General features: G+C 59.8%; 20 protein-coding genes. 15 read left to right on the plus strand and 5 right to left on the minus strand.

Translation table 11 applies throughout. From position 1 onward, the window contains the following. Nucleotides 1-111 precede the first annotated feature (111 nt). The 6 genes from ACXADQ_RS05370 (at nucleotide 112) to arfB (ending at nucleotide 5232) form a co-directional block, all read left to right on the plus strand. Entirely contained in the window at nucleotides 112-660 is a 549-nt protein-coding gene (locus tag ACXADQ_RS05370; protein ID WP_475316321.1) for an acyl-CoA thioesterase, read from the plus strand. A 75-nt stretch (nucleotides 661-735) separates the two neighbouring features. Continuing rightward, a complete protein-coding gene (locus ACXADQ_RS05375) occupies nucleotides 736-2076 on the plus strand; it encodes an MFS transporter (protein WP_475316326.1) in 1341 nt (446 codons plus the stop codon). Continuing rightward, nucleotides 2055-2969 carry a penicillin-insensitive murein endopeptidase gene (gene mepA, locus ACXADQ_RS05380; RefSeq protein WP_475316329.1) on the plus strand — a complete coding sequence of 305 codons (915 nt, stop codon included), beginning with the start codon at nucleotides 2055-2057 and terminating at the stop codon, nucleotides 2967-2969. The genes ACXADQ_RS05375 and mepA overlap by 22 nt, the downstream gene beginning before the upstream one ends. Nucleotides 2970-3040: 71 nt before the next feature. Beyond that, nucleotides 3041-3856, plus strand: coding sequence for an esterase-like activity of phytase family protein (locus ACXADQ_RS05385; protein WP_475326032.1), 816 nt, complete (start codon nucleotides 3041-3043; stop codon nucleotides 3854-3856). A 64-nt stretch (nucleotides 3857-3920) separates the two neighbouring features. Continuing rightward, nucleotides 3921-4556: a queuosine precursor transporter gene (locus ACXADQ_RS05390; protein WP_475316331.1), complete on the plus strand. Its 636-nt coding sequence runs from the start codon at nucleotides 3921-3923 to the stop codon at nucleotides 4554-4556. A 253-nt stretch (nucleotides 4557-4809) separates the two neighbouring features. Further along, nucleotides 4810-5232 (plus strand): alternative ribosome rescue aminoacyl-tRNA hydrolase ArfB, encoded by a 423-nt coding sequence (gene arfB, locus ACXADQ_RS05395; protein WP_475316334.1) that lies wholly within the window; start codon nucleotides 4810-4812, stop codon nucleotides 5230-5232. 60 nt (nucleotides 5233-5292) lie between these two features. On the opposite strand, the gene trhO is transcribed toward arfB, so the two are convergent. Then, nucleotides 5293-6207: an oxygen-dependent tRNA uridine(34) hydroxylase TrhO gene (gene trhO, locus ACXADQ_RS05400; protein ID WP_475316336.1), complete on the minus strand. Its 915-nt coding sequence runs from the start codon at nucleotides 6205-6207 to the stop codon at nucleotides 5293-5295. 108 nt (nucleotides 6208-6315) lie between these two features. On the opposite strand from trhO, the gene pncA reads away from it, so the two are divergent. The 9 genes from pncA to ACXADQ_RS05445 all read left to right on the plus strand — a co-directional run bounded on the left by pncA (nucleotide 6316) and on the right by ACXADQ_RS05445 (nucleotide 17474). After that, nucleotides 6316-6918, plus strand: a complete 603-nt coding sequence (gene pncA, locus ACXADQ_RS05405; RefSeq protein WP_475316338.1) for a bifunctional nicotinamidase/pyrazinamidase — start codon at nucleotides 6316-6318, stop codon at nucleotides 6916-6918. A 62-nt stretch (nucleotides 6919-6980) separates the two neighbouring features. Beyond that, nucleotides 6981-9188: a PAS domain-containing hybrid sensor histidine kinase/response regulator gene (locus ACXADQ_RS05410; protein WP_475316340.1), complete on the plus strand. Its 2208-nt coding sequence runs from the start codon at nucleotides 6981-6983 to the stop codon at nucleotides 9186-9188. A 65-nt stretch (nucleotides 9189-9253) separates the two neighbouring features. Further along, complete coding sequence (gene pncB, locus ACXADQ_RS05415) at nucleotides 9254-10543, plus strand: nicotinate phosphoribosyltransferase (protein ID WP_475316343.1); 1290 nt, start codon at nucleotides 9254-9256, stop codon at nucleotides 10541-10543. A 66-nt stretch (nucleotides 10544-10609) separates the two neighbouring features. Then, the gene (locus tag ACXADQ_RS05420; protein ID WP_475316345.1) at nucleotides 10610-11491 is read left to right on the plus strand and encodes a LysR family transcriptional regulator; all 882 of its coding nucleotides are present in this window, start codon (nucleotides 10610-10612) and stop codon (nucleotides 11489-11491) included. Between the two features lie 93 nt (nucleotides 11492-11584). Beyond that, complete coding sequence (locus ACXADQ_RS05425; RefSeq protein WP_475316348.1) at nucleotides 11585-12061, plus strand: formate dehydrogenase subunit gamma; 477 nt, start codon at nucleotides 11585-11587, stop codon at nucleotides 12059-12061. Then, nucleotides 12058-13575, plus strand: a complete 1518-nt coding sequence (locus ACXADQ_RS05430; RefSeq protein WP_475316351.1) for a formate dehydrogenase beta subunit — start codon at nucleotides 12058-12060, stop codon at nucleotides 13573-13575. The genes ACXADQ_RS05425 and ACXADQ_RS05430 overlap by 4 nt, the downstream gene beginning before the upstream one ends. Beyond that, nucleotides 13572-16448, plus strand: a complete 2877-nt coding sequence (gene fdhF, locus ACXADQ_RS05435; protein ID WP_475316355.1) for a formate dehydrogenase subunit alpha — start codon at nucleotides 13572-13574, stop codon at nucleotides 16446-16448. Before ACXADQ_RS05430 ends, fdhF begins: the two co-directional genes overlap by 4 nt. Further along, entirely contained in the window at nucleotides 16445-17260 is an 816-nt protein-coding gene (gene fdhD / locus ACXADQ_RS05440) for a formate dehydrogenase accessory sulfurtransferase FdhD (protein ID WP_475316358.1), read from the plus strand. Before fdhF ends, fdhD begins: the two co-directional genes overlap by 4 nt. Next, nucleotides 17250-17474, plus strand: coding sequence for a formate dehydrogenase subunit delta (locus ACXADQ_RS05445; protein ID WP_475316362.1), 225 nt, complete (start codon nucleotides 17250-17252; stop codon nucleotides 17472-17474). Before fdhD ends, ACXADQ_RS05445 begins: the two co-directional genes overlap by 11 nt. Here ACXADQ_RS05445 and gyrB read toward each other — a convergent pair. The 4 genes from gyrB to ACXADQ_RS05465 form a co-directional block, all read right to left on the minus strand. After that, nucleotides 17471-19888 carry a DNA topoisomerase (ATP-hydrolyzing) subunit B gene (gene gyrB / locus ACXADQ_RS05450; RefSeq protein ID WP_475316366.1) on the minus strand — a complete coding sequence of 806 codons (2418 nt, stop codon included), beginning with the start codon at nucleotides 19886-19888 and terminating at the stop codon, nucleotides 17471-17473. The two genes, ACXADQ_RS05445 and gyrB, sit on opposite strands and share 4 nt — an antisense overlap. 110 nt (nucleotides 19889-19998) lie before the next feature. Further along, nucleotides 19999-21909: a polysaccharide biosynthesis protein gene (locus ACXADQ_RS05455; protein ID WP_475316371.1), complete on the minus strand. Its 1911-nt coding sequence runs from the start codon at nucleotides 21907-21909 to the stop codon at nucleotides 19999-20001. A gap of 146 nt (nucleotides 21910-22055) precedes the next feature. After that, the gene (locus ACXADQ_RS05460) at nucleotides 22056-22667 is read right to left on the minus strand and encodes a sugar transferase (protein ID WP_475316375.1); all 612 of its coding nucleotides are present in this window, start codon (nucleotides 22665-22667) and stop codon (nucleotides 22056-22058) included. Next, entirely contained in the window at nucleotides 22664-23470 is an 807-nt protein-coding gene (locus ACXADQ_RS05465; RefSeq protein ID WP_475316378.1) for an NAD-dependent epimerase/dehydratase family protein, read from the minus strand. The genes ACXADQ_RS05460 and ACXADQ_RS05465 overlap by 4 nt, the downstream gene beginning before the upstream one ends. Between the last annotated feature and the right edge of the window lie 34 nt (nucleotides 23471-23504).

Here is a 23504-nt window from a genome sequence, read left to right on the forward strand (position 1 = left end):
GGTTGATCGCCCCACAGGTAAGCACTTGGTGGACCAAGGGCAAGCTTTGACGCGCGGTTTGGGTTGACCTTCTCTGATTTGCGGCGCATCGCAAACCCAAAGGAGTCCGCCATGTATCCCGTTCTGCGCTTCGTCAAAGAGTTCATCAAGTTCCGCAAAGCCCCGGCCTTGCCCTTTGATGGCACCCATGTATCGCACCATATGTGCATGCCCTGGGACATCGATCTGTGGATGGAGCTGAACAACGGCCGCACGCTGACCCTGTACGATCTGGGTCGGATGATCCTGGCCCAGCGCGCCGGTTTGCTGGCCGCGATGAAGCGCAACCGCTGGGGCATGACCATGGCCGGGGCCTGCGTGCGCTATCGCCGCCGGATCCGGGTCTTTGACGTGGTGCAGATGCGCTCGCGTGCGCTGTGCTGGGATGACAAGTTCATCTATATCGAACAGTCCATGTGGCGAAAGGACGGGGAATGCGCCAACCACATCGTCTATCGCACCGCGGTAACCAGCAAGGACGGTATCGTGCCGCCACATCAGGTGGCGCAGGACATCATGGGCGAGGTGCCGGACGTCAAAACCCCAGACTGGATTGCCAAGTGGATCGAGGCCGAGGCCCTGCGCCCCTGGCCCCCGATGCAAGATGACAAATCGAACTGACGGCGGGTTTGACTTGCCAGCGTTACATTCCGCCTGCCATAACGAAAGTTAACGATATGAGCGGGCGGGGACAGTATGAACAAGCGCATCTGGGGTTGGTTCTTTTTCGACTGGGCAAGCCAGCCGTATAACACGCTGCTGATTACCTTTATTTTCGCGCCTTACATCAAAGAGCTCTTGGGCGATGGGACTGCCGCTCAATCCGCTTGGGGATTTGGGATCGGGGCTGCTGGGATAATTATCGCAATACTGGCGCCATTCCTGGGCGCCATGGCTGATACGTCGGGCAATAGGCTGCGTTGGATTTGGCTGTTTTCCATTATGTATGTCGTCGGCGCGTTTGGCCTGTGGTGGGCTGCTCCGGACAGCTTTAACCTGACGCTGACCTTGTTCCTGTTCGCGATCGGAATGATCGGGATGGAATTTGCGACGATCTTTACCAACTCGATGCTGCCTGACCTTGGTCCTGAGGATCAGATCGGGAAAATCTCGGGGAATGGATGGGCATTCGGCTATCTGGGTGGCCTGCTGGCGCTGGTCATCATGCTGCTATTCTTTGCCGAAAGCGCTGCCACCGGGAAAACCTTTATTGGTCTTTCCCCAGCCTTGGGTCTGGACCCAGAAGCGCGCGAGGGAACACGGTTCGTCGGCCCGCTGACGGCAATCTGGTATGCTGTGTTCATGATTCCGTTCTTTTTGTGGGTTCGTGATCCCAAACCCGTGCGCCCGCCAAAAGGAGCCGTGTCCAGCGCGTTGGGCGGGGTTTGGAAGACTGTCAAAAAGCTTCCGCAGACGCCTTCGTTGTTCGCCTATCTCGGATCCTCCATGCTGTATCGGGATGCGCTGAATGGCATGTATGTCTTTGGCGGTATCTATGCCGCTGGCGTTCTGAACTGGACGGTTGTCGATACCGGCATTTTCGGCATTCTGGCCATCATCGCTGGTGCAATTTTCGCCTGGCTTGGTGGCCGGATGGATGTGAAGTTCGGTCCAAAGCCTGTGATCACTTTTTGTATTTTGGTGCTTACGGGCGTGGCCATCGGTATCGTCTTTGTCTCTCGTAATTCGGTATTTGGAATTCCGGTTGGACCGGATTTAAGCCTGCCGGACATTGCGTTCTATTTTCTGGGCGCACTAATTGGGGCCGCCGGCGGGGTGATTCAATCGGCCAGCCGCACCATGATGGTCAGACAAGCCAAACCCGAGAAAATGACCGAAGCTTTTGGACTCTATGCTCTGGCTGGCAAGGCGACGTCTTTCATCGCGCCACTATCAATCGGGGTGATGACTCAAGTCACTCAAAGCCAGCAATTAGGCGTTTCCCCGCTGATCCTGCTTTTCCTTCTGGGCCTGATCTTGCTACGCTGGGTCAAACCCGAAGGAGATCGCGCCACATGGTCCGAAACATCCGCCTGATCGCTGCTCTATTCTTGCTGGCGTCCTGTTCTGCGGCGCCGACGCAAGAGCGCCAGCTTTCGACCAAGCAATCCATTCCCAGTGCAATGCAAGGGGTCGCGGCCAAGCAGCTTTTTGGCGCGCATGAGCACGGCTCGCCTCAGCGCGCCGAACCCTATGGGGGATATGCCAATGGGTGTCTGGCCGGCGGGGTCGAACTGGCCGAGACCGGCCCCACATGGCAGGCGATGCGCCTAAGCCGGAACCGCAATTGGGGCCATCCTGAGCTGATCGATTTTGTCCAAACGCTTTCGACCAAGGCGGCTATGCAACCGGGATGGAGCGGATTGTATGTCGGCGACATGAGCCAACCCCGCGGCGGGCCGATGCTGACCGGCCATCGCAGCCACCAGATTGGCATGGATGTTGATATCTGGATGCGGCCCGCGGACCGGCTGAACTTGTCCCGAACAGACCGCGAGAACATCTCTTCGATCTCGATGCGTCGCGCGAACGGAGCCTATGTCAACGACCAGTGGACGCGCGGCCATCACGAAATACTCAAGGCCGCCGCCCAAGACCCGCGCGTTGCCCGGATCTTTGTTTTCCCCGGCGCCAAGGTGCAGATGTGCAATGACGAAAAGGGCGATCGCAGTTGGCTGCGAAAAATCCGGCCGTGGTGGGGACATCACTATCATTTCCATGTCCGTTTGAACTGCCCGAAAGGCGCACCAAACTGCGTCAATCAGGATGCCCCGCCCCCCGGTGACGGCTGCAAGGACGCTGAAAAATGGGTGCAAGACATCCTGAACCCGCCACCGCCGGATCCGAATGCGCCCAAACGCAAACCCCGCCGCGACCTCACGATGAGAGATTTGCCGAACCAATGCGTCTCGGTCTTGCAGTCGCAATAGCGGCGCTGGTTCTCGGTTGTGTGAGTGGGTTTCCTGGGCGCGCACCCTGGGGGCCAGCGCGCTTGGTCGGGGTGGCCGCGCTGCCCAGCGACCCACCGAAACTGGGCGGATATTCCGGGATGGAGCTGGGCCCGGACGGGCGTCAGATGGTTCTGATTTCTGATCGCGGGCGTATCTTGCGCGGACAACTAGAGCGTCACCACGACGATCTGCACGCCACGACGGGCCCTGCCATTTCGCTACAGGATCGCAATCTCAGGCGTCTGAACGGTCGGGCGAACGACGCCGAAGGCATTGCGCTTGGCCCGGATGGCACCGTGTTCATCAGCTTTGAGGGCATACATGGCCTGCGCGCTTATGCCCCCGGACAGATGCGCGCGCTGCCCCTGCCCCGGCACGCGGATTTTCACAAAATGCCGGGAAATGGCGGGCTCGAGGCGCTGGCCATAGACCACCACGGCACCGTCTTTGCGATCCCCGAACGAAGCTGGGCCCGCCGGGGGCGCCTTGCGCTGTATCGGTACCAGCAAAACTCCTGGACCCGCTGGGCCAACTACCCACGCAAACCTGGCTTTCTGCCGGTGGGGGCTGACTTTGGGCCGGACGGCCGGCTCTATGTTTTAGAGCGCCATTTCAAAGGCTTCGGCTTTGCCAGTCTGGTACGCTCTTTTGCTGTCACGCCGCAGGGACCGGCTGATCCGCAGATCTTGTTGCAAACACCCGAGCGCTATCACGGGAACCTCGAAGGACTGGCCGTCTGGCGCGATGAAACAGGCCAAATCCGCCTGACCATGGTCGCAGATGACAACTTTCTCAGCCTGCTTCCAAACGAGATTGTCGAATACGTTCTGCCAAAAACCCTTGCCAAACAAGGGAATCAGGACTAAACGCCGCCCGTTCCCGATGGTCGGGAACCATGTCGCCGCTACCATGTAAAAACGGATCAAAATAATGAACCGCACCCATATTCCTGGCATTCTTGCCATGGCCGCCGTCGTTGTGGCCTCGAACATCCTTGTTCAGTTCCTGTTTGGCCAATGGCTGACCTGGGGCGCCTTTACCTATCCGATCGCCTTCCTGGTGACCGATGTTATGAACCGCGTCTATGGGGTTGGCCCCGCGCGCAAGGTCGTCGTGGCCGGTTTTGTTGTCGGAGTCCTCTGCTCGCTGATCGGCACGCAAATCATGCTGCAAGGCGATGGCTACACCTATCCCGCCGTCACGCTGCGGATCGCCATTGGTTCGGGCCTGGCCTTCCTGACCGCCCAGCTGGTGGATATCGCCGTCTTTGATCGCCTGCGCGAAGGCAGCTGGTGGCGCGCCCCGCTGGCCTCGACCCTTGTGGGCAGCTCGTTGGACACCGCGATCTTCTTTACCATCGCGTTTTCCGCCGGCCTGACCGGGCTGGAACCGGGCAACGACGTGTCCTGGGCGAACGAAGCCCTGCCCCTGCTGGGCGCCGGCCCTGTCGTGCCGCTTTGGGTTTCTCTGGGCGTCGCCGACTGGCTGGTGAAGCTATCGCTTGCTTTGGTGGCACTTTTGCCGTTCCGCTTCATCGTGGGGTCGCTAACAGCACGCACCACATGATTTTGTTTTGACATATGGCATTTCTGTGCGAGTCTGATGGTATCGAAACATCAGAAAGGAGGTGCTCTTGTGTCTAATGGGATCATGGAGAACGGTGTAGGGACAGTTCGAAAGGGAGATACCTGAGGCAGCCCTCGGGCAGAAAACTTCCGAATTGGTGAGCATCTAACCAGAGCCACCTCCTTAAATCTCTGAGGGCCGCACCACATCGGGCGGCCCTTTCAGTTTGCCCCGTCACGGGCTAAGAACAGACATGCTCCGCGTCACCGATCAAATCACCATCCAGGATTGGGAACTGACCGAACATTTCGTCCGGGCCAGCGGGCCAGGCGGGCAGAACGTGAACAAGGTCAGCACGGCCGTGGAACTTCGGTTCGAGGCCGCACGCTCCCCCTCCCTGCCCGACCCGGTCAAGGCGCGCCTCAAACGACTGGCCGGACGCCGCTGGACCAAAGAAGGCGCGCTGATCCTGCAATGCGACGAAACCCGCAGCCAGGCCCGAAACCGCGAAATCGCCCGCCAACGCCTGGCCGAATTGATCGAAAAGGCGACCCACCGCCCCAAACGCCGCATCCCCACAAAACCCACCAAGGCCAGCCAACGCCGCCGCGTGGATGCAAAAAAACAACGCGGGCAAATCAAGGCCCTGCGCCGCAAAACATCCGATCAGGACTAACGCCTTCTTTGCTCTGAAAATACTCCGGGGGAGGCCGCAGGCCGGGGGCAGAGCCCCCTCTTAGACGCCGATCTCACCACCCAGATGGGTTTCGCCCCGCGTCTTGGCCAACGCGATCTGCTTCTGACGTTCCCGGAACCGCGCCTTGTCCGCGTCCGAGGTCTCGTCAACGCAGTGATGACAGCTCACGCCTTCCTCGTATTGCGCGCGCTTGGTGTCCTCGGGCAGGATCGGGCGGCGGCAAGCGTGACACAGGATATGCGGCCCCTCTTCCAGACCATGCCCAACCGACACGCGCCCGTCAAAAACGAAACACTCCCCTTCCCAGGCGCTGTCTTCAGCGGGGACCTCTTCCAGGTATTTCAGAATGCCGCCCTTCAGGTGATAGACATCCTCGATCCCCAGTCCCAGCAGATAGTTGGTGGATTTCTCGCAGCGGATGCCACCGGTGCAGAACATCGCGATGCGCTTGTTGTGGAACCGGTCCTTGTTGGCCTCCCACCAGGCGGGGAATTCGCGAAAACTGGCCGTTTCGGGGTCCACGGCGCCCTCGAACGTGCCAATCGCCACCTCATAATCGTTGCGCGTGTCGATCAACGCCACATCGGGGCTGCGGATCAGGTCGTTCCAATCCTCGGGCGCCACGTAGTGCCCCACCTTGGCGCGCGGGTCCACGTCGGGCTGGCCCAGAGTCACAATCTCTTTCTTCAGCTTCACCTTCATCCGGGCAAAGGGTTGCTCGGCGGCGGTGCTTTCCTTCCACTCCAGGTCTGCACAACCGGGCAGCGCGCGGATATGGGCCAGCATGGCGTCGATGCCCTCGCGCGATCCGGCGATGGTGCCGTTGATACCTTCGTGTGCCAGCAGCAGCGTGCCGGTCACACCCTTGGACTTGGCAAGCGTCAACAACGGGTCACGCAAAGCAGTGTGATCAGCGAATGGGGTGAAGTGATAGAGAGCGCAGACAGTATACATATAAGGCGCTTTACGCCTGTTCCCGCGCCTTCGCAAGACGGGCAAAGCGCCACATGATTGACGCCTGACACCGCGCGCCTTACCCATTTCACTCAAAGGAGACCCGCGATGACCCAAGCCCTGATCGTGATTGACGTCCAGAATGATTTCTGCCCCGGAGGCGCGCTGGCCGTTCCCGAAGGTGACCAGATCGTCCCCGGGATCAACGATCTTATGCACCGCGCAGATGCCGTGGTGCTGACCCAGGATTGGCATCCGGCCAATCACAGCTCGTTTGCGTCTCAGCATCCCAATGCAGCGCCCTATAGCGTGACGGAAATGCCCTATGGCCCGCAAGTTCTGTGGCCCGATCATTGTGTGCAGGGCAGCCAGGGGGCCTCGTTTCATCCCGATCTGAATGTGGACCGCGCCGATATGATCATCCGCAAGGGATTTCGCCCCGGTATCGACAGCTATTCAGCCTTTTTCGAGAACGATCAGACCACGCCAACGGGGCTTATGGGATATTTGCAAACGCGCGGCATTTCTGACCTGCTCTTGGTTGGGTTGGCGACTGATTTCTGTGTGAACTATTCGGCTCTGGATGCAGCCAAGCTGGGGTTTTCGGTCGAGCTGCGCACCGATTTGTGTCGCGCCATTGATCTGGACGGATCGTTAAGCGCTGCGATGACAGCCATGCAACAGGCCGGAATTCATCTGACAGAAGCCTAGTTTGCCGGTTGTTTACCCTTTCGCACGCATATTGAGGCGGACAGTTCCCTGCGGAGCGATCCATGCCCGAACCAAGTGCGATTTCAGTCGAGGAGTTTGACGCGCGCCACACGCCCGAAGGGCTGTTGTTGCGCTATGCTCAAGGGCGCGTCAGCTCGTTCCTCAGCCGGCAAGCACTGACGCTTAGCGGAACCGTGTTTCTGTATGCTCTGGTCTCGCCAGAAGTCGGCCTGACCGCCTGCGCCATCGCGCTGCTGGGCGAGGCCATCGACTGCCTGACCCTGTTCTGGATCAACAGAAATCTTGGCAAAGGGATAAACCTGCGTTTTGCAACCATGCTGAGCGCATTTACTGCCCTGTTGCAGGCGATGACGATCTCGGTTTGCGTGGCCCTGGCCTGGATCAGCGCCCCCGCAAGTGGCGGATCGTTCTTTGCCCTTGCCTATCTCACCGGGGCGGTGATTAACGCTGGCATCGTATTGCCCTTTCACCGCTCGGCGACCTTCGCGCGACTTGCCGTCTATGGTTCCTGCGCCATCGGGCTGTTTGCGTATGATGTGCTGTTTCATCAGCCCGATCCACCGAAACTGTTGCTCTATGATTTGGCAGGTGGCGTAATGATGGGATACATGGCGATGGTGTTTATTCGCTATACCGTTGCCGGTTTCGGGCGCCAGCTAAACAATCGCCGCCAGCTGCTGGTGCACAGCGAAGCACTGAGCAAGGCCTATTCGGATCTTCGCGAAAATCAGAAAGAGGCAAAAAAGCTGTCACTTGTGGCGCGCCATGCGTTGGACAGTGTCATCATGTCCGATGCCGAAGGTCGCATTCAATGGGTCAATGATACCTTTTGCAAAACAACGGGTTACTCACTCGACGAAACCATCGGCAGAACCCCTGGTGATCTGTTGAATGGTCCGGAAACCGACCTGGATGTTGCGCGGGGCATCGGACAGGCCATCCAACAGGGCACCCCCCATCGCGCGGAGATCCTGAACTACACAAAGGATGGGCGCAGAATCTGGATCGAAACGACAATCGTGCCGGTCGTTGATGACGACAATCAGGTGGAAATGGTGGTCTCGATCGAGCGGGATGTCACGCAGGCCAGACAACATGCTCAGGAACTGGCGCGCGCCAAAGCCGCCGCCGAGGCCGGAGCCCGGGCCAAATCCAGTTTCCTGGCAACCATGAGCCATGAGCTGCGCACACCGATGAACGGTGTCATTGGCATGGCCGACCTTTTGTGCGAGGCGGACCTGCCACAAGAGTACCACAGCTACGCGGAAACCATCCGCGGATCGGCCGAGGCACTGTTGAGCATTTTGAACGACATTCTGGACCTCAGCAAGTTGGACGCCCGCCGCATCGAGTTGCACCCGGTGGATTTTGACCCCAAATCTTGCCTGAACGGCGTCGTGCAATTGCTGCAACCCCAGGCCGATTCACGTGGTTTGACCCTATCGGTGCATGACGCAGACCTGCCCGATCAGATCAATCTTGATGACTCCCGACTGAGACAGATCTTGCTCAACATCGTTGGGAACGCAGTGAAATTTACGGAAACCGGCTCGGTCGAGGTGCACGCCCGTATCGCCCGGCAAGGTCAGGACGACCAACTGGTTATTCAGGTCCGGGATACGGGGATCGGAATTCCTCAGAACCGGCTGAAGACCATCTTTGATTCCTTTGCGCAAGCCGACACTGACACAACGCGTCGCTTTGGCGGAACCGGGCTGGGGCTAACTATTTCACAAAAGCTTGCCCAAGCCATGGGGGGCACGATCTCTGTCAGCTCGACCTTGGGACAGGGGTCGTGTTTCAGCATTTCGCTCCCCATCAAGCCGCTTTCGGGGCAAAACCTGCCTTCCAAGCAGCGCCCGACCGCTGAACTGCCACCCGATCTGACCGTGCTTGTCGCCGAGGACAACAAGACCAACCGCCTTGTCATCCGCAAATTCCTCAAGGGCTTGGATATTCATCTCCATTTTGCGCATGATGGCGAACAGGCCGTCACCCTGAATGAACAGATTGCTCCTGACGTCGTCTTCATGGACATGTCGATGCCACGTATGGATGGACTGACGGCAACCAAAATCATCCGCGCGGCCGCCGGGCCGCAGCCCCGCATCGTGGCGCTCACCGCAAATGGCTTTGCCAGCGATCGAGAGGCCTGCCTTGACGCTGGGATGGACGAGTTCTTAACCAAACCTGTCCGAAAAACGGAACTACTTCACTCGCTCTCACGGGTGGTGCACCCGGCGCAATAGAATGAAGGCTTGGACAGGGATTCTGGTTCGCGTATCAACAGGGTGTCGAAACAAGGAAGTCACCCGTGGATATCGCGACCCGAGTTTGGAACCATAAGTGGAAGATCGACCCGATTGTTCGGTCTTTGATCGACACCGACTTCTATAAGCTGCTGATGTGTCAATCTGTTTTCCGAAACCGGCCTGATACGCGCGTCACCTTCAGTCTGATCAACCGCACCCCTTCGGTTCGGTTGGCCGACCTGATTGATGAAGGTGAATTGCGCGAACAGCTGGATCATATTCGCTCTTTGTCACTTAGCCGCGGAGAAAGCACCTGGTTGCGCGGAAACACCTTCTACGGAAAACGCCAAATGTTCCGCCCCGATTTCATGGAGTGGTTCGAAAATCTGCGCCTGCCCGACTATCATCTTGAGAAGAGGGATGGCCAATACGAGCTGACCTTTGAAGGCGCCTGGCCCGAAGTCATGCTATGGGAAATTCCCGCGTTGGCCGTGTTGATGGAGCTGCGCGGACGTGCGGTTTTGCACGACATGGCCAAGTTCGAGTTGCAGGTTCTTTACGCGCGCGCGATGACGTTGCTTTGGCAAAAGGTCGAGGCGCTGCGCCAAATCCCAGATCTGAAAATTGCGGATTTCGGTACCCGGCGGCGGCACTCTTTCCTATGGCAGGATTGGTGCGTCCAGGCTATGTGCGAAGGTCTCGAAGACTCGTTTGTCGGAACCTCGAACTGTCTGATTGCCAAGAACCGCGATCTCGAGGCCATCGGAACCAATGCCCATGAACTGCCCATGGTTTATGCCGCGCTGGCGGAAAACGACGCACAACTGACCGCGGCGCCCTATCGTGTTCTTGAAGACTGGCAAGACGAGCATGACGGCAACCTGCGCATAATCCTGCCTGACACCTACGGGACCGAAGGGTTTTTGAAACGCGCGCCCGATTGGCTGGCCGGCTGGACAGGCATTCGCATTGACAGCGGCGATCCGGCCGCGGGGGCTGAACGCGCCATCCAATGGTGGCAAGATCACGGCGAGGACCCAACCGAGAAGATGGTGATCTTCTCGGATGGATTGGATGTCGCCAAGATCGCAGAGCTACAGGCCCAATTCATTGGGCGCTGTCGCCCGTCCTTTGGCTGGGGCACGTTGTTGACCAACGACTTCCGAGGGCTGACATCCGGTGATCGGCTGGCCCCGTTCTCGATGGTTTGCAAAGCCGTCAGCGCAGATCAGAAGCCAACGGTGAAGCTGTCAGACAACCCGAACAAAGCCATGGGCCCTGTCGAAGAAATCGAACGCTATAAGCGCGTTTTCGATGTCGGCCAGCAGACCCGACAAGCGGTTATCGTGTAATCAGGCTGTTCGGACGCTCAGCTGATTGATATTCTCGATTGAAACCAAGCGTTTTGAGAGAGAATTATGATACACAAGCTGGAAATGTTGATTGCTTTGGCCAAAGAGCGACATTTCGGCCGGGCCGCGGAAAGCCTGGGCCTTACGCAGCCTACCCTGTCAAATGGTATCAAGCAGCTCGAAGAACAGTTGGGTGTCAAGCTGGTCCAGCGTGGATCGCGGTTCGGAGGGATGACGCCCGAAGGGCTGCGCGCGTTAGAGCTGGCGCGCGATATCGTACGCGAAACCCGCCGGTTGAAGGACGAAATGCGGTCTTCCCACGACGGCCTGTCTGGTCAGATCCGCCTGGCTGTGATCCCGACAGCGCTGACATGGGCCTCGACCCTTGCGACCAGCTTCAACGCGCGCCATCCCAATGTCAGCTTTTCGATTATGTCCCGCAGTTCGGCAGAGGTCTTGCACATGATCGAAGACCTCGAGGCGGATGCCGGGATTTCCTATCTGGACAACGAACCACTGGGGCGCATGTCAACTTGCTCGCTCTATCGCGAAAGCTACACCCTGATTTGCCACCAGACCCATGCATTGGCGACGCGCAGGTCACTGCCCTGGCGCGAGTTGCGGGATTTGAAACTGTGCCTTTTGTCCCCCGAGATGCAGAACCGGCGCATCATCAATCGAAACTTCATGGAGGCAGGACTGACCCCAGTCGCGATGATCGAAAGCAACTCGACCGTGGTATTGGTCTCCAACGTGGTCAGCGGCGATTGGGTAACGATCCTTCCTACGGACATGGCCGGTTTCTTGTCCGCGGGACAACCCTTGGTCTCGATCCCCCTGATCGGCGGCATCTCGGATCACGCTGTGGGGCTGCTGGCCGCCCATCAAGAGCCTCAAACCCCCGTGATTGCCGCGTTGTTCCACGTGGCTCAGCGGATCTCGGTTTGATAGATTTTTCAAATCATACAACCGTTATTGGATATTGATATCGCATTACAAGAGGCCTAGCACCGTAGGTGGCTTAACCCATCCGAGGCTAGAATGACCCAGACCACGCCAACGCCCAGTGACGAGGCAATCCTCGCGCTGATCAACAGCCAGCTTCACCTAGAAGGTCCGTTGCTGCCCATTTTGCACAGCCTTCAACACGCCTTTGACCACATCCCGCAAGGCGCGATCCCACTGATCGCGGACGCGCTGAACATCGGGCGGGCCGAGGTACATGGTGTGATCAGTTTTTACCATGATTTCAAAGACCTGCCTGCAGGGCGCCATGTCGTGAAGATCTGCCGCGCCGAGGCCTGCCAGGCTGTTGGGGGCACCGCCGTGTCGGACCACGCGCTGGAAAAACTGGGCGTCGAATGGCACGGAACCTCGGCCAACGGGGCGGTCACGATCGAGCCCGTCTATTGCCTGGGCCTGTGCGCCTGCGCGCCCGCGGCCATGGTCGACGACCGGGTCGTGGGCCGGGTGGATACTGCGAAAATCGATGCGATTCTGGCGGAGGTGGGCGCATGAAGATTTATGTTTCCATGGACAGCGCCGCCAAAGCTGTGGGCGCAGACGAGGTGGCCGAAGCGATCAAGACCGAGGCCAAGAGGCGCTCTGCCGACGTTCAGATCATCCGCAACGGGTCGCGCGGAATGGTCTGGCTGGAGCCGCTGGTCGAAATTGAAACCAGCGCGGGGCGTGTGGGGTATGGCAATGTGACTGCTGCGGACGCAGCGGCGTTACTGGACGGCACGCTGCCCGATCTTGGGCTGGTCGAAGAGATCCCCTTTTTCGCCCGTCAAACCCGCCTGACATTTGCCCGTTGCGGCCTCACTGATCCGCTGTCGCTGGACGACTATCAGGCGCATGGCGGTCTGGATGGCTTGCGCCGCGCGCTGGGGATGCAACGCGCGGAAATGGTTGAAGAAATGAAGGCCTCGGGCCTGCGCGGTCGTGGTGGCGCGGGCTTTCCCACCGGCATCAAATGGGACACTGTCAGCCAGGCTCAAGCCGATCAGAAATACATCGTCTGCAACGCCGACGAGGGCGACAGCGGCACCTTTGCCGACCGTATGATCATGGAGGGCGACCCGTTCTGCCTGATCGAGGGCATGGTCATCGCCGGGCTGGCCACCGGGGCCACCAAGGGCTTTGTCTATCTGCGCAGCGAATATCCCGACGCCATCAAGGTCATGACCGAGGCCGTGCGGATCGCCCGTGTACATGGCATCTTGGGTGACAGCGTGCTGGGCCTGGGTCCGGCCTTTGACATGGAAATTCGTGTCGGTGCCGGGGCCTATGTCTGCGGCGAGGAAACCAGCCTTTTGAACTCGCTTGAAGGGAAACGCGGGATTGTGCGGGCCAAGCCGCCGCTGCCTGCGCTCGAAGGGTTCATGGGCAAACCAACGGTCGTGAACAACGTGCTGTCGCTGGCCACGGTTCCGGTGATTTTCGAGAAAGGGGCGGAACATTACGCCAGCTTCGGGCTAGGCCGCTCGCGCGGGACGATGCCCATTCAGCTGGCCGGCAACATCAAACATGGCGGTCTCTTTGAAACGGCCTTTGGCCTGCCTTTGGGCGAGTTGGTGAATGACATCGGCGGCGGCACGGCCTCGGGTCTTCCGGTCAAGGCCGTTCAGGTGGGCGGGCCGCTGGGGGCCTATCTGCCGGTGTCGCAATTCGATACGCCGTTTGGATACGAGGAATTCGACGGCCAAGGCGCCCTGATCGGCCACGCGGGGGTGGTGGTCTTCGACGAAGGCGCGGACATGCTGAAAATGGCGCGGTTCGCGATGGAGTTCTGCGCCGTCGAAAGCTGCGGGAAATGTACGCCCTGCCGGATCGGCTCGGTCCGCGGGATGGAAACGATTGACCGGATCGGCCAGGGCGATGCCAGCGCGGTCGAGCTGCTGACAGACCTGTGCGAAACCATGAAAGAGGGCTCGTTGTGCGCATTGGGCGGCTTCACCCCCTATCCGGTGATGTCGGCGCTGACGCATTTCCCCGAAGATTTCCCAGTGGCCAAGGAGGCGGCAGAATGAAGGACTTTATCATCCCCTGGGACGACCGCGACATGGGCACACCCGCCAAAGAGGGCGCGCCGGTCACGCTGAATATCGACGGGTTCGAGGTCACAGTACCCGAGGGCACATCGGTGATGCGCGCTGCGGCCGAGGCCGGGATTTCCGTGCCCAAACTCTGTGCCACTGACAGTGTCGAGGCCTTCGGGTCCTGCCGCCTGTGCGTTGTGGAAATCGAAGGGCGGCGCGGCACACCTGCGTCCTGCACCACGCCCGTTTCGCCGGGGATGGTGGTGCGCACGCAATCCTCGAAGGTGCGCAAAATCCGCAAGGGCGTGATGGAGCTGTATATCAGCGACCACCCGCTGGATTGCCTGACCTGCGCGGCCAATGGCGATTGCGAGCTTCAGGATATGGCCGGGGCCGTGGGGCTGCGCGACGTGCGCTATGCGCCGGGGGACAACCACTTTGAAACCCGCGCCGGGGACGCCCCGAACGCACGTTATATCCCCAAGGACGAAAGCAACCCGTATTTCACCTATGATCCGCAGAAATGCATCGTCTGTTCGCGCTGCGTGCGCGCCTGCGAAGAGGTACAGGGCACCTTTGCCCTGACGATCGAAGGGCGTGGATTTGACAGCCGGGTCAGCCCCGGTGCCTCGTTTGATGATTTCCTGTCCTCGGATTGCGTCAGCTGCGGGGCCTGCGTGCAGGCCTGCCCGACCGCGACCTTGCAGGAAAAATCCGTGATCGAAATGGGCGTGCCGGACCGGTCCGTTGTAACCACCTGCGCCTATTGCGGCGTGGGCTGTTCGTTCAAGGCCGAGATGCAGGGCGACCAACTGGTCCGCATGGTGCCGCATAAACAGGGCAAGGCGAACCGGGGCCATTCCTGCGTGAAGGGGCGCTTTGCCTTTGGCTATGCCACCCACAAGGAACGCATCCTGAACCCGATGATCCGCGACAGCATCGACCAGCCCTGGCAAGAGGTCAGCTGGGAAAAGGCGCTAGAATTCGCGGCCACCCGGATGCGCGGGATTCAGGAAAAACACGGGCGGCGCTCGGTCGGGGTGATCACCTCTTCGCGGTGCACGAACGAGGAAACCTTCCTGGTGCAGAAACTGACCCGCGCCGTGTTTGGCAACAACAACACCGATACCTGCGCGCGGGTGTGCCATTCGCCCACGGGCTATGGGCTGGGCCAGACCTTTGGCACCAGCGCGGGTACGCAGGATTTTGACAGCGTCGAAAAAACCGACGTTGTGATCGTCATCGGCGCCAATCCCACAGACGGGCACCCGGTGTTTGCCAGCCGTTTGAAAAAACGTCTGCGCGCTGGGGCCAAGCTGATCGTTGTGGACCCAAGGCGCACGGATATCGTGCGCTCGAACCATATCGAGGCGCAGCATCATCTGGCCCTGCGACCCGGCACCAATGTGGCCGTGGTGACTGCGCTGACGCATGTGATCGTGACCGAAGGCCTGTACGATGAGGCGTTCATCCGCGAGCGGTGTGACTGGGATGAATTCCGGGAATATGCCGAGTTCGCCAGCGACCCGCGCCATTCCCCCGAAGCCGTTGAAGAGCTGACCGGCGTCCCTGCCGAAGAACTGCGCGGCGCGGCTCGTCTGTTCGCCACGGGCGGCAATGGGGCGATTTACTATGGTCTGGGCGTGACGGAACACAGCCAGGGCTCGACCACCGTGATTGGTATCGCCAACCTGGCCATGCTGACCGGAAATGTGGGCCGCGACGGCGTGGGCGTGAACCCGCTGCGTGGGCAAAACAACGTGCAGGGGTCGTGCGATATGGGCTCTTTCCCACATGAATTGCCCGGGTATCGCCATGTAAAGCTGCCCGAGGTCCGCGCGATTTTCGAAGACGCCTGGGGCGTTGAGATCGACCCCGAACCCGGCCTGCGCATCCCCAACATGCTGGATGCCGCCGTGGATGGAACCTTCAAGGGTCTGTATTGTCAGGGCGAGGATATCCTGCAATCGGATCCCGATACCAAGCATGTCGCCGCCGGTCTGGCCGCGATGGACTGTGTGATCGTGCATGACCTGTTCCTGAACGAGACCGCGAACTACGCGCATGTGTTCCTGCCCGGGTCCTCGTTCCTGGAAAAGAACGGCACCTTCACCAACGCCGAGCGCCGCATCAACATGGTGCGCAAGGTGATGGCGCCCTTGAATGGCTACGAGGATTGGGAGGTCACGCAGATGCTGGCCAACGCCATGGGCGCAGATTGGGGCTATACTCACCCCTCTGAAATCATGGCGGAAATTGCGGCCACCACCCCCAGTTTCGCTGGTGTCACCTATGACAAGATCGACGAGATGGGCAGCATCCAGTGGCCCTGCAACGAGGCCAACCCGGACGGAACGCCCTTGATGCATGTGGACGGGTTCGTGCGCGGCAAGGGGCGGTTCATCCACACCGAATATGTGGCCACGGACGAACGCACCGGGCCCCGTTTCCCGCTGTTGCTGACCACCGGGCGGGTGCTGTCGCAGTACAATGTGGGGGCCCAGACGCGGCGGACAGAAAACGTGGTCTGGCACGATCAGGATGTGCTGGAAATCCACCCGCATGACGCTGAAAACCGGGGGATCAAGGACGCGGATTTCGTGAAACTGGCCTCGCGCTCGGGCGAGATCACGCTGCGCGCGCAGATCACGGATCGCGTCAATCCCGGCGTCGTGTACACCACATTCCACCACCCCGACACACAGGCGAATGTGGTCACGACCGACTTCAGCGACTGGGCGACGAACTGCCCGGAATACAAGGTGACGGCGGTGCAGGTCAGCCCCTCGAACGGGCCAACTGACTGGCAAGAAGACTATGCCGCGCAGGCCGCGCGCGCGCGCCGGATCGAGGCGGCAGAATGAGCGGCGCCTCCACCTCTCTGCCCGGTCTGTCCGTTCAGCGCGACGGCCAGCGCCACGTGACGCGCTCGTTACCCGAAGAAGTGCCGGTGGCTTTGGTTTTCAATGGTGAAACACAGGCCGTGATGATGGCGACCCCTGCGGATTTGCATGATTTTGCCGTGGGCTTTGCGGTTGGCGAGGGGATCATCAGCGATCCGTCCCAAATCGAAAGCCTTGAGATTGTCGCGCATCCAAAGGGCATCGAGGCGCGGATGCTACTGGAAGATCGCGCCACTAGGGCGCTGGCGGCACGTCGGCGCGCGATGACCGGCCCCGTTGGGTGCGGGCTGTGCGGGATCGACAGCTTGGATCAGGCGGAACGCACACTGCCGCAATTGCGGTCAGATCTGCGTCTGCCCCGCGATCTTGTCGCCAGCGCCAGCGATGCCTTGCGCACACGTCAGCCGCTGCATGACCAGACCCATGCCGTTCACGCCGCAGGGTTCCTAAGCCCTGATCTGGGCTTGATCGCCGCGCGCGAAGATGTGGGGCGACACAATGCGTTGGACAAGCTGATCGGCCATCTGCTGGGCACGGGTATCGCCCCGGCCAGCGGCGCGATCGTCATGACCAGCCGCTTATCTGTCGAACTGGTGCAAAAGGCGGCGTTTGCCGGCTGTCCGGTGTTGATCGCCGTTTCAGCCCCAACCGCTTTGGCTGTGCGCACGGCGGACTCTGCCGGGATAACCCTTGCGGCCTTTGCCAAAGGCGGCGGATTTGACCTCTATTCTCACCCAGACCGCATAGAAACCGGAGCCACCGATGTCGCCTGAAAAGATGGTCATGATGGCCAACCAGATCGCCACGTTTTTTACCACGCAACCGGGTCAGGACCAGGCTCAGCGCGTGGCCGATCACCTGAATGATTTCTGGGAACCCCGGATGCGCGCGCAGCTGGCGGCGCACATCAAAAACGGGGGCGAGGGCCTGGATCCGCTGGTCCTGTCGGCCTTCACCTTGGTGAATGTCCCGTCCGAAAGCGCCTAGAAATCCAGGTTCTCGACGCTTAGCGCATTCTGTTGGATGAAGTCGCGGCGCGGTTCGACCACGTCGCCCATCAGCTTGGTGAAAATGTCGTCGGCCTCGACCAGATCGTCGATGCGCACCTGCAGCAGGGTCCGCGCTTCGGGGTCCAGCGTGGTTTCCCACAGCTGATCTGGGTTCATTTCGCCCAGACCTTTATAGCGTTGCAGGGTCAGGCCCTTTTCACCCTCTTTCAGGATGGCATTCAGCAGGTCCAGCGGCCCCAAAATCAACTGGCTGCGGTCCTTGCGCACCAGCGTGGCCGGGGTGTCGTACACCTCTTGCAGGCTTTCGGTGAAACTGCCGGTTTTGCGCGCCTCGCCCGAGCGCAGCATCGGCCCGTCCAGCGTGCGGACCTCTTCGACCCCGCGCAGGATACGCGCCAGGCGAATGCCGTGATCCTGCGTGATCCGACCGGTCCAGCCGCGTTCGTATTCCAGCGCGATCAGGTCCAGACGAGCGGCAACCGTATCAGCCACGCCTTGCAGATCGGCGTCAACAGCGCCGGGCACAAAGGCACCTGCAACGGCAGCCTGTTCCAGAATATGGCGCGGATAATGCGTGGGGAAGGCATCCAAAACGCGCTTTAGCTGCCGGGCTTCTTCGACCACGCGTTTCAGGTCAGCGCCCGCAATCTCCATGCCAGAGCCAAGGCGTAGCACCGCATCGGCCGTGCCCTGCTCGATCAGGTAATCGTCCAGCGCGGCCTGGTCCTTTAGATAAACCTCGGATTTGCCGCGCGCGACCTTATACAGCGGCGGCTGCGCGATATAGAGGTATCCGCCCTCGATCAGCTCGGGCATCTGACGGAAGAAGAACGTCAGCAGCAACGTCCGGATGTGCGCGCCATCCACGTCCGCATCGGTCATGATGACGATCTTATGATAGCGCAGCTTGTCGATGTTGAACTCATCCCGGCCAATGCCGGTGCCCAACGCCATCACGAGGTTCCCGATTTCCTGAGAGGACAGCATCCGGTCAAACCGGGCGCGTTCCACGTTCAGGATTTTCCCGCGCAGGGGCAGAATAGCCTGAGTTTGGCGGTCGCGGCCCGTCTGGGCAGACCCACCGGCGCTGTCACCCTCGACCAGGAAGACTTCGGTCTTGGAGGGGTCTTTTTCCGAACAGTCCTTCAGCTTGCCAGCCAGGAAATTCACATCCATCGCGGTTTTGCGGCGAGTCAGTTCGCGGGCCTTGCGGGCGGCTTCGCGCGCCAAGGCGGCCTCGACGATCTTGCCGACGATCATCTTGGCCTCGTTGGGGTTTTCTTCGAACCACTCGGACAGTTTTTCGCCGACCAGGCTTTCGACAGCCGGGCGGACCTCAGAACTGACCAGCTTGTCCTTGGTCTGAGAGCTGAACTTCGGATCCGGCACCTTCACGGATAACACGCATGTCAGGCCCTCGCGCGCATCATCACCGGTAAAGTTCACCTTTTCCTTCTTGGCGATCCCGGATTCGGTGGCATAGCGCGTCAGCGTCCGCGTCAGCGCCCCACGGAAGCCCGCCAGGTGCGTGCCGCCGTCGCGCTGCGGAATGTTGTTGGTAAAGGGCAGCACCGTTTCGTGGTAGCTGTCGTTCCACCACATCGCGACCTCGACCCCGATGTCGTCCTTTTCACCGCGCACAAAAATCGGCGCCTCCATCAGCGGCGTTTTCGAGCGGTCCAGGTATTTGACGAATTCCTTCACACCGCCTTCGTAGAATAGCTCGGTCTTCAGCGGCTCGGCGGGGCGCAGATCCTCAAGGATGATGCGCACGCCCGAGTTCAGGAAGGCCAGCTCGCGCAGGCGTTTTTCCAGCGTCTCGAACGAATATTCCAGGTTCGAGAACGTGTCGGTCGAAGCCAGAAACCGCACCTCGGTGCCCTTTTCGCCGTTGGCGTCCCCAACAACGCGCAAATGTTCGCTGGTCTCGCCATGTTCGAACTTGGCGTAATGTTCCTTGCCGTCGCGCCAGACGCGTAGCTCCAGCCAGACGGACAGCGCGTTCACAACGGACACGCCCACGCCATGCAGACCGCCCGACACCTTGTAAGAATTGCTGTCGAACTTACCGCCCGCGTGCAGCTGGGTCATGATGACCTCGGCGGCGGAAACGCCCTCTTCCTCGTGCAGATCCACAGGGATACCGCGGCCATTGTCGCGCACGGAAATGCTGGAATCCGGGTGGATTACGACGCGAACAAAGTCAGCATGACCGGCCAGCGCCTCGTCAATGCCGTTATCCACGACCTCGTAGACCATGTGATGCAATCCCGAGCCGTCATCGGTATCCCCGATATACATGCCCGGCCGTTTGCGCACAGCCTCCAAGCCTTTGAGAACTTTAATGGAATCCGCGCCATAGTCTTGCGCGGTTTGCTCGGTCCCGGACATAGAGCCCCACCCTCTGTTTCTTTGAGGATTATATACGAAACCTGAGGGGGCTTGTCACGCGCAAGCCCCGGTTTTCGTTACGGATCCGTCACATTCAATTTGGCGTTGCGTCAGCCGATCTGAAGCGGCTCGCGCTCGGGATCGCGGGTTTTCTCGACCCAACGCGAGATCACGTCGCGCGCGGCCTGTTCATCCAGAGTTTCGATCGCTTCGCGCAGGTCTTTCAGCGCGTTGGCCATTTCCAGCTCGGACAGATAGGTTTCTTGCGCGCGCAGGATTTTCGGGTGCGGCGTGGTCAGCATATCGGGCGAGATCAGCAGCTCTTCGATCAGCTTTTCACCAGGGCGCAGGCCCGTCACGACGATTTCAATGTCGCCTTCGGGGTTTTTCTTGTCCATCACGGTATAGCCCGCGCCTTCGATCATCTGGCGGGCCAGTTTCTTGATCGGGACCAGCTCGCCCATATCCAGCACAAACAGGTCTCCGCCCCGGGCAAACGACCCGGCCAGCAGCACCAGACGGGCGGCCTCGGAGATGGTCATGAAATAGCGCGCGACATCCGAATGCGTCAGCGTCACCGGCCCCCCGCGGGCGATCTGTTCCTCGAACAAGGGAATGACCGAGCCCGACGAGCCCAACACATTGCCAAAGCGCACCATGGTAAAGCGCGTGCTCTGCGCGCGTGTGGCCAGATCCTGGACGATCAGTTCGGCCAATCGCTTCGAGGCCCCCATCACATTGGTCGGGCGTACGGCCTTGTCCGACGACACCAGGATGAACCGCCCCACCTCGGCCTTAAAGGCTGCATCAGCGATGGTTTTGGTCCCCAGCACGTTGTTGCGCAGACCCGCGATCTCGTTCTTTTCAACCATCGGAACATGCTTGTAAGCAGCGGCATGCAGCACGGCATCAACTTTGTACTTGCTCAGGATCGAGGCACACAAAACCGGATCGCACACAGACCCGAGCACCGGCACGATTTCGATCTGATGCGTCAGATCCAGATCCCGGAGCTCTTTTTCAATGCTATACAGGGCCAGTTCGCTGTGATCCATCAGCACAAGACGCTGAGGTTTGCAGGCGACCAATTGCCGGCACAGCTCGGACCCGATCGAACCTCCTGCCCCGGTGACCAGAACCTGCCGCTGGTGATAGCTGTCCGCCACGTCCGGCATTTCGGATTCCAGCTTGTTGCGGCCCATCAGATCTTCAAGAGAAACCGGCGTGCTGCGCTTGCCCAGGTCACTTTGTTTGACCAGCTCAGCGAAGGACGGCAGCGAGTGAACCTCGCATCCCATCTGGCGCAGACGCAAGGCGATCCGCGCCTGAATGCCCGGCGTCACCGAGGGCATCGCCAGCACGACGCGATCCACGGATTTTTCGGCGATCAGCTCTTTCAGGCGGCTGGGCGCATAGACCGGCGCCCCGGAGACGGTCAGGCTTTGAAGCCGGGGATTGTCGTCCACGAAGGCCACCAACACCACGGCATCATCCGTACGCAAAGCCGCCGCCAGCTGTTGGCCCGTCTGCCCCGCCCCATAGACGATCACGCGGGTCCGGTTTTTCGCCCGGCGATAAATCGCCATCAAGGCGCTGCGCATAACCATTCTGGTTGCAACCAAGCCAATCAGAAACACCATGCTGAACACGGGGAACATCGCCATCGGAAAGGGCGAATCAAGCACCAGGTTCAGAATCGCCCCCGCGACACCCAAAATGCAGGTCAGAATGGTTGCCGGTTTGACGCCCCCAACCTCGAAGGCGTTCAACCTCATATTGGCAAGCCCCAGCAGAACCGAAAGCGCCATTCCCAGCGCCGTCAGAAAGCCGAAAACGATGACTCCATTCCTAACCGTATGGAAACCTTCAACCTTTACCGAGAAAAGCAAGCTCGCGACGCCAAGGCTGGCCAGAATCAGCAGCGCATCAATGAGCACGAACAAGTCGCGTTTCTGCCCAGACGTCAGGGAGGTCGCGATCTGATACAGATCGAATTTGCGGCCTTTAAGTATTGTTGGCACCGTTTCCACCCCGAATAAAAACGAAAAAATTGCTTTAGAAACAAAGCCCACCGTAGAAATACTGCACCATTCTATACTGAAAATCGCGCGTTATCCACAAGCGTGGAATTCCTTACCATCTTCCAAGCCGCAGACACAACCACAGGTTAATGCAGCGTCACCCGGCGAAACACGGTCTTGATCATCAACAACGCATCCAGGCAAAACGTACGGCGCGATTGATAGATCAAATCCAGCCGAGCCTTTTGCGGAACGCAGCGACGACGGTAAATATCCTCTGTTTCTTCTGCGTTGCGGCATGCGGCCAAGAGCTTCTCTTCGTGGCGGTGATAAACCAGCGTCGCCAGACCGGTAATACCTGGCCGTGACTCCAGAACCTTGGCGTACAGGTCAGGAAACTGCTCGACATACCGACGCAACGGAGGCCGCGGACCAACAAAGCTGATGTCGCCGCGCAACACGTTCCACAGCTGCGGAATTTCATCCAAACGGTATTTGCGCAGGAAGGCACCCGTCGGGGTGATGCGGCTGGATTTGTGCCCTCCTGAGACACCGGCATCCTGCGCCACCACGGTCATGGTACGGAATTTCCACAGTTGGAATCCCTGATCCGAAGCTTTCATGCGCTCGGACAGATACAAAACTGGCCGCCCCTCCCTCAGTAGGATCAAGATCGTCAACAGCAGGATCAACGGCGACAGGATCACCACCAGAACCAGCGCCACGCACAGGTCAAAAAGACGTTTTCCAAGGGTCATGCCCGGCCCTCCAGTTTCATCCAATCCCTGATGATATGATCCGGCATCGATGCAGCCAATGGCAGATCGACCAACTCTGCCAGGCGTGTGCAATCCATCACCGCATATTGTCGGGCCTGTTCCGGGGCTTTGCGCCATTGCATCGGGTGCTGAGCTGCGTTCAAAAGATCCTCCATGAACACCGGCTCCGTGGCTCCGACATTGATCCTCGAGGGCAACGTGCTGGCTGTCGCCAAAACCATCAGCGCCCGCGCCAGATCGGAGGGCGCGATATAGCTGCGCGCAGGCCCTTTGCCGTCTGGGAACCGGTCCAGCGTCAGCGTTTCCGCCGCCCCATCCCAGCCTTTGCGCATATTGGCGGCCAGACTTTCGGCCCCCGCGACGGAGCCAATGCGCAAACACACGGCTTGGGGTCCATCGGCCTGGGTCAGCGCTTGCTCCATCGCCAGTTTGGCCTGCCCGTAGGGGTTTGTGGGCACGGTCGGGTCATTTTCCTGCAAAGCGCCGTCCTTGGGCGCGTAGACGGCCACAGACGAGCAATGCAGAACCCGCGCGGCGCCGCATTGCGCCCCCACAGCTTGTGCGGCCAGCGCCAGTTCGGTGTTCCTCTCCAAATCGGCCCCATGCGTAACACCCCACAGCGAGATCACCGCATCCACGGCCCCAAACGGAACCTCCTGACCGGGTTGCCAGCAAATGCCTGACCCGTCCCGAGATTGCAGCAGAAGTTCAACATCTTTGGGTGGGTTTTGCGCCCAAACCAGTTGCAACAGCCGCCCCACCCGGCCTGTCGAACCCAGCACCAATATTCGCTTTGCACCCACGCCAGCACCTGTC

The sequence above is a fragment of the Thalassovita sp. ABM4_323 genome, from assembly GCF_056158665.1.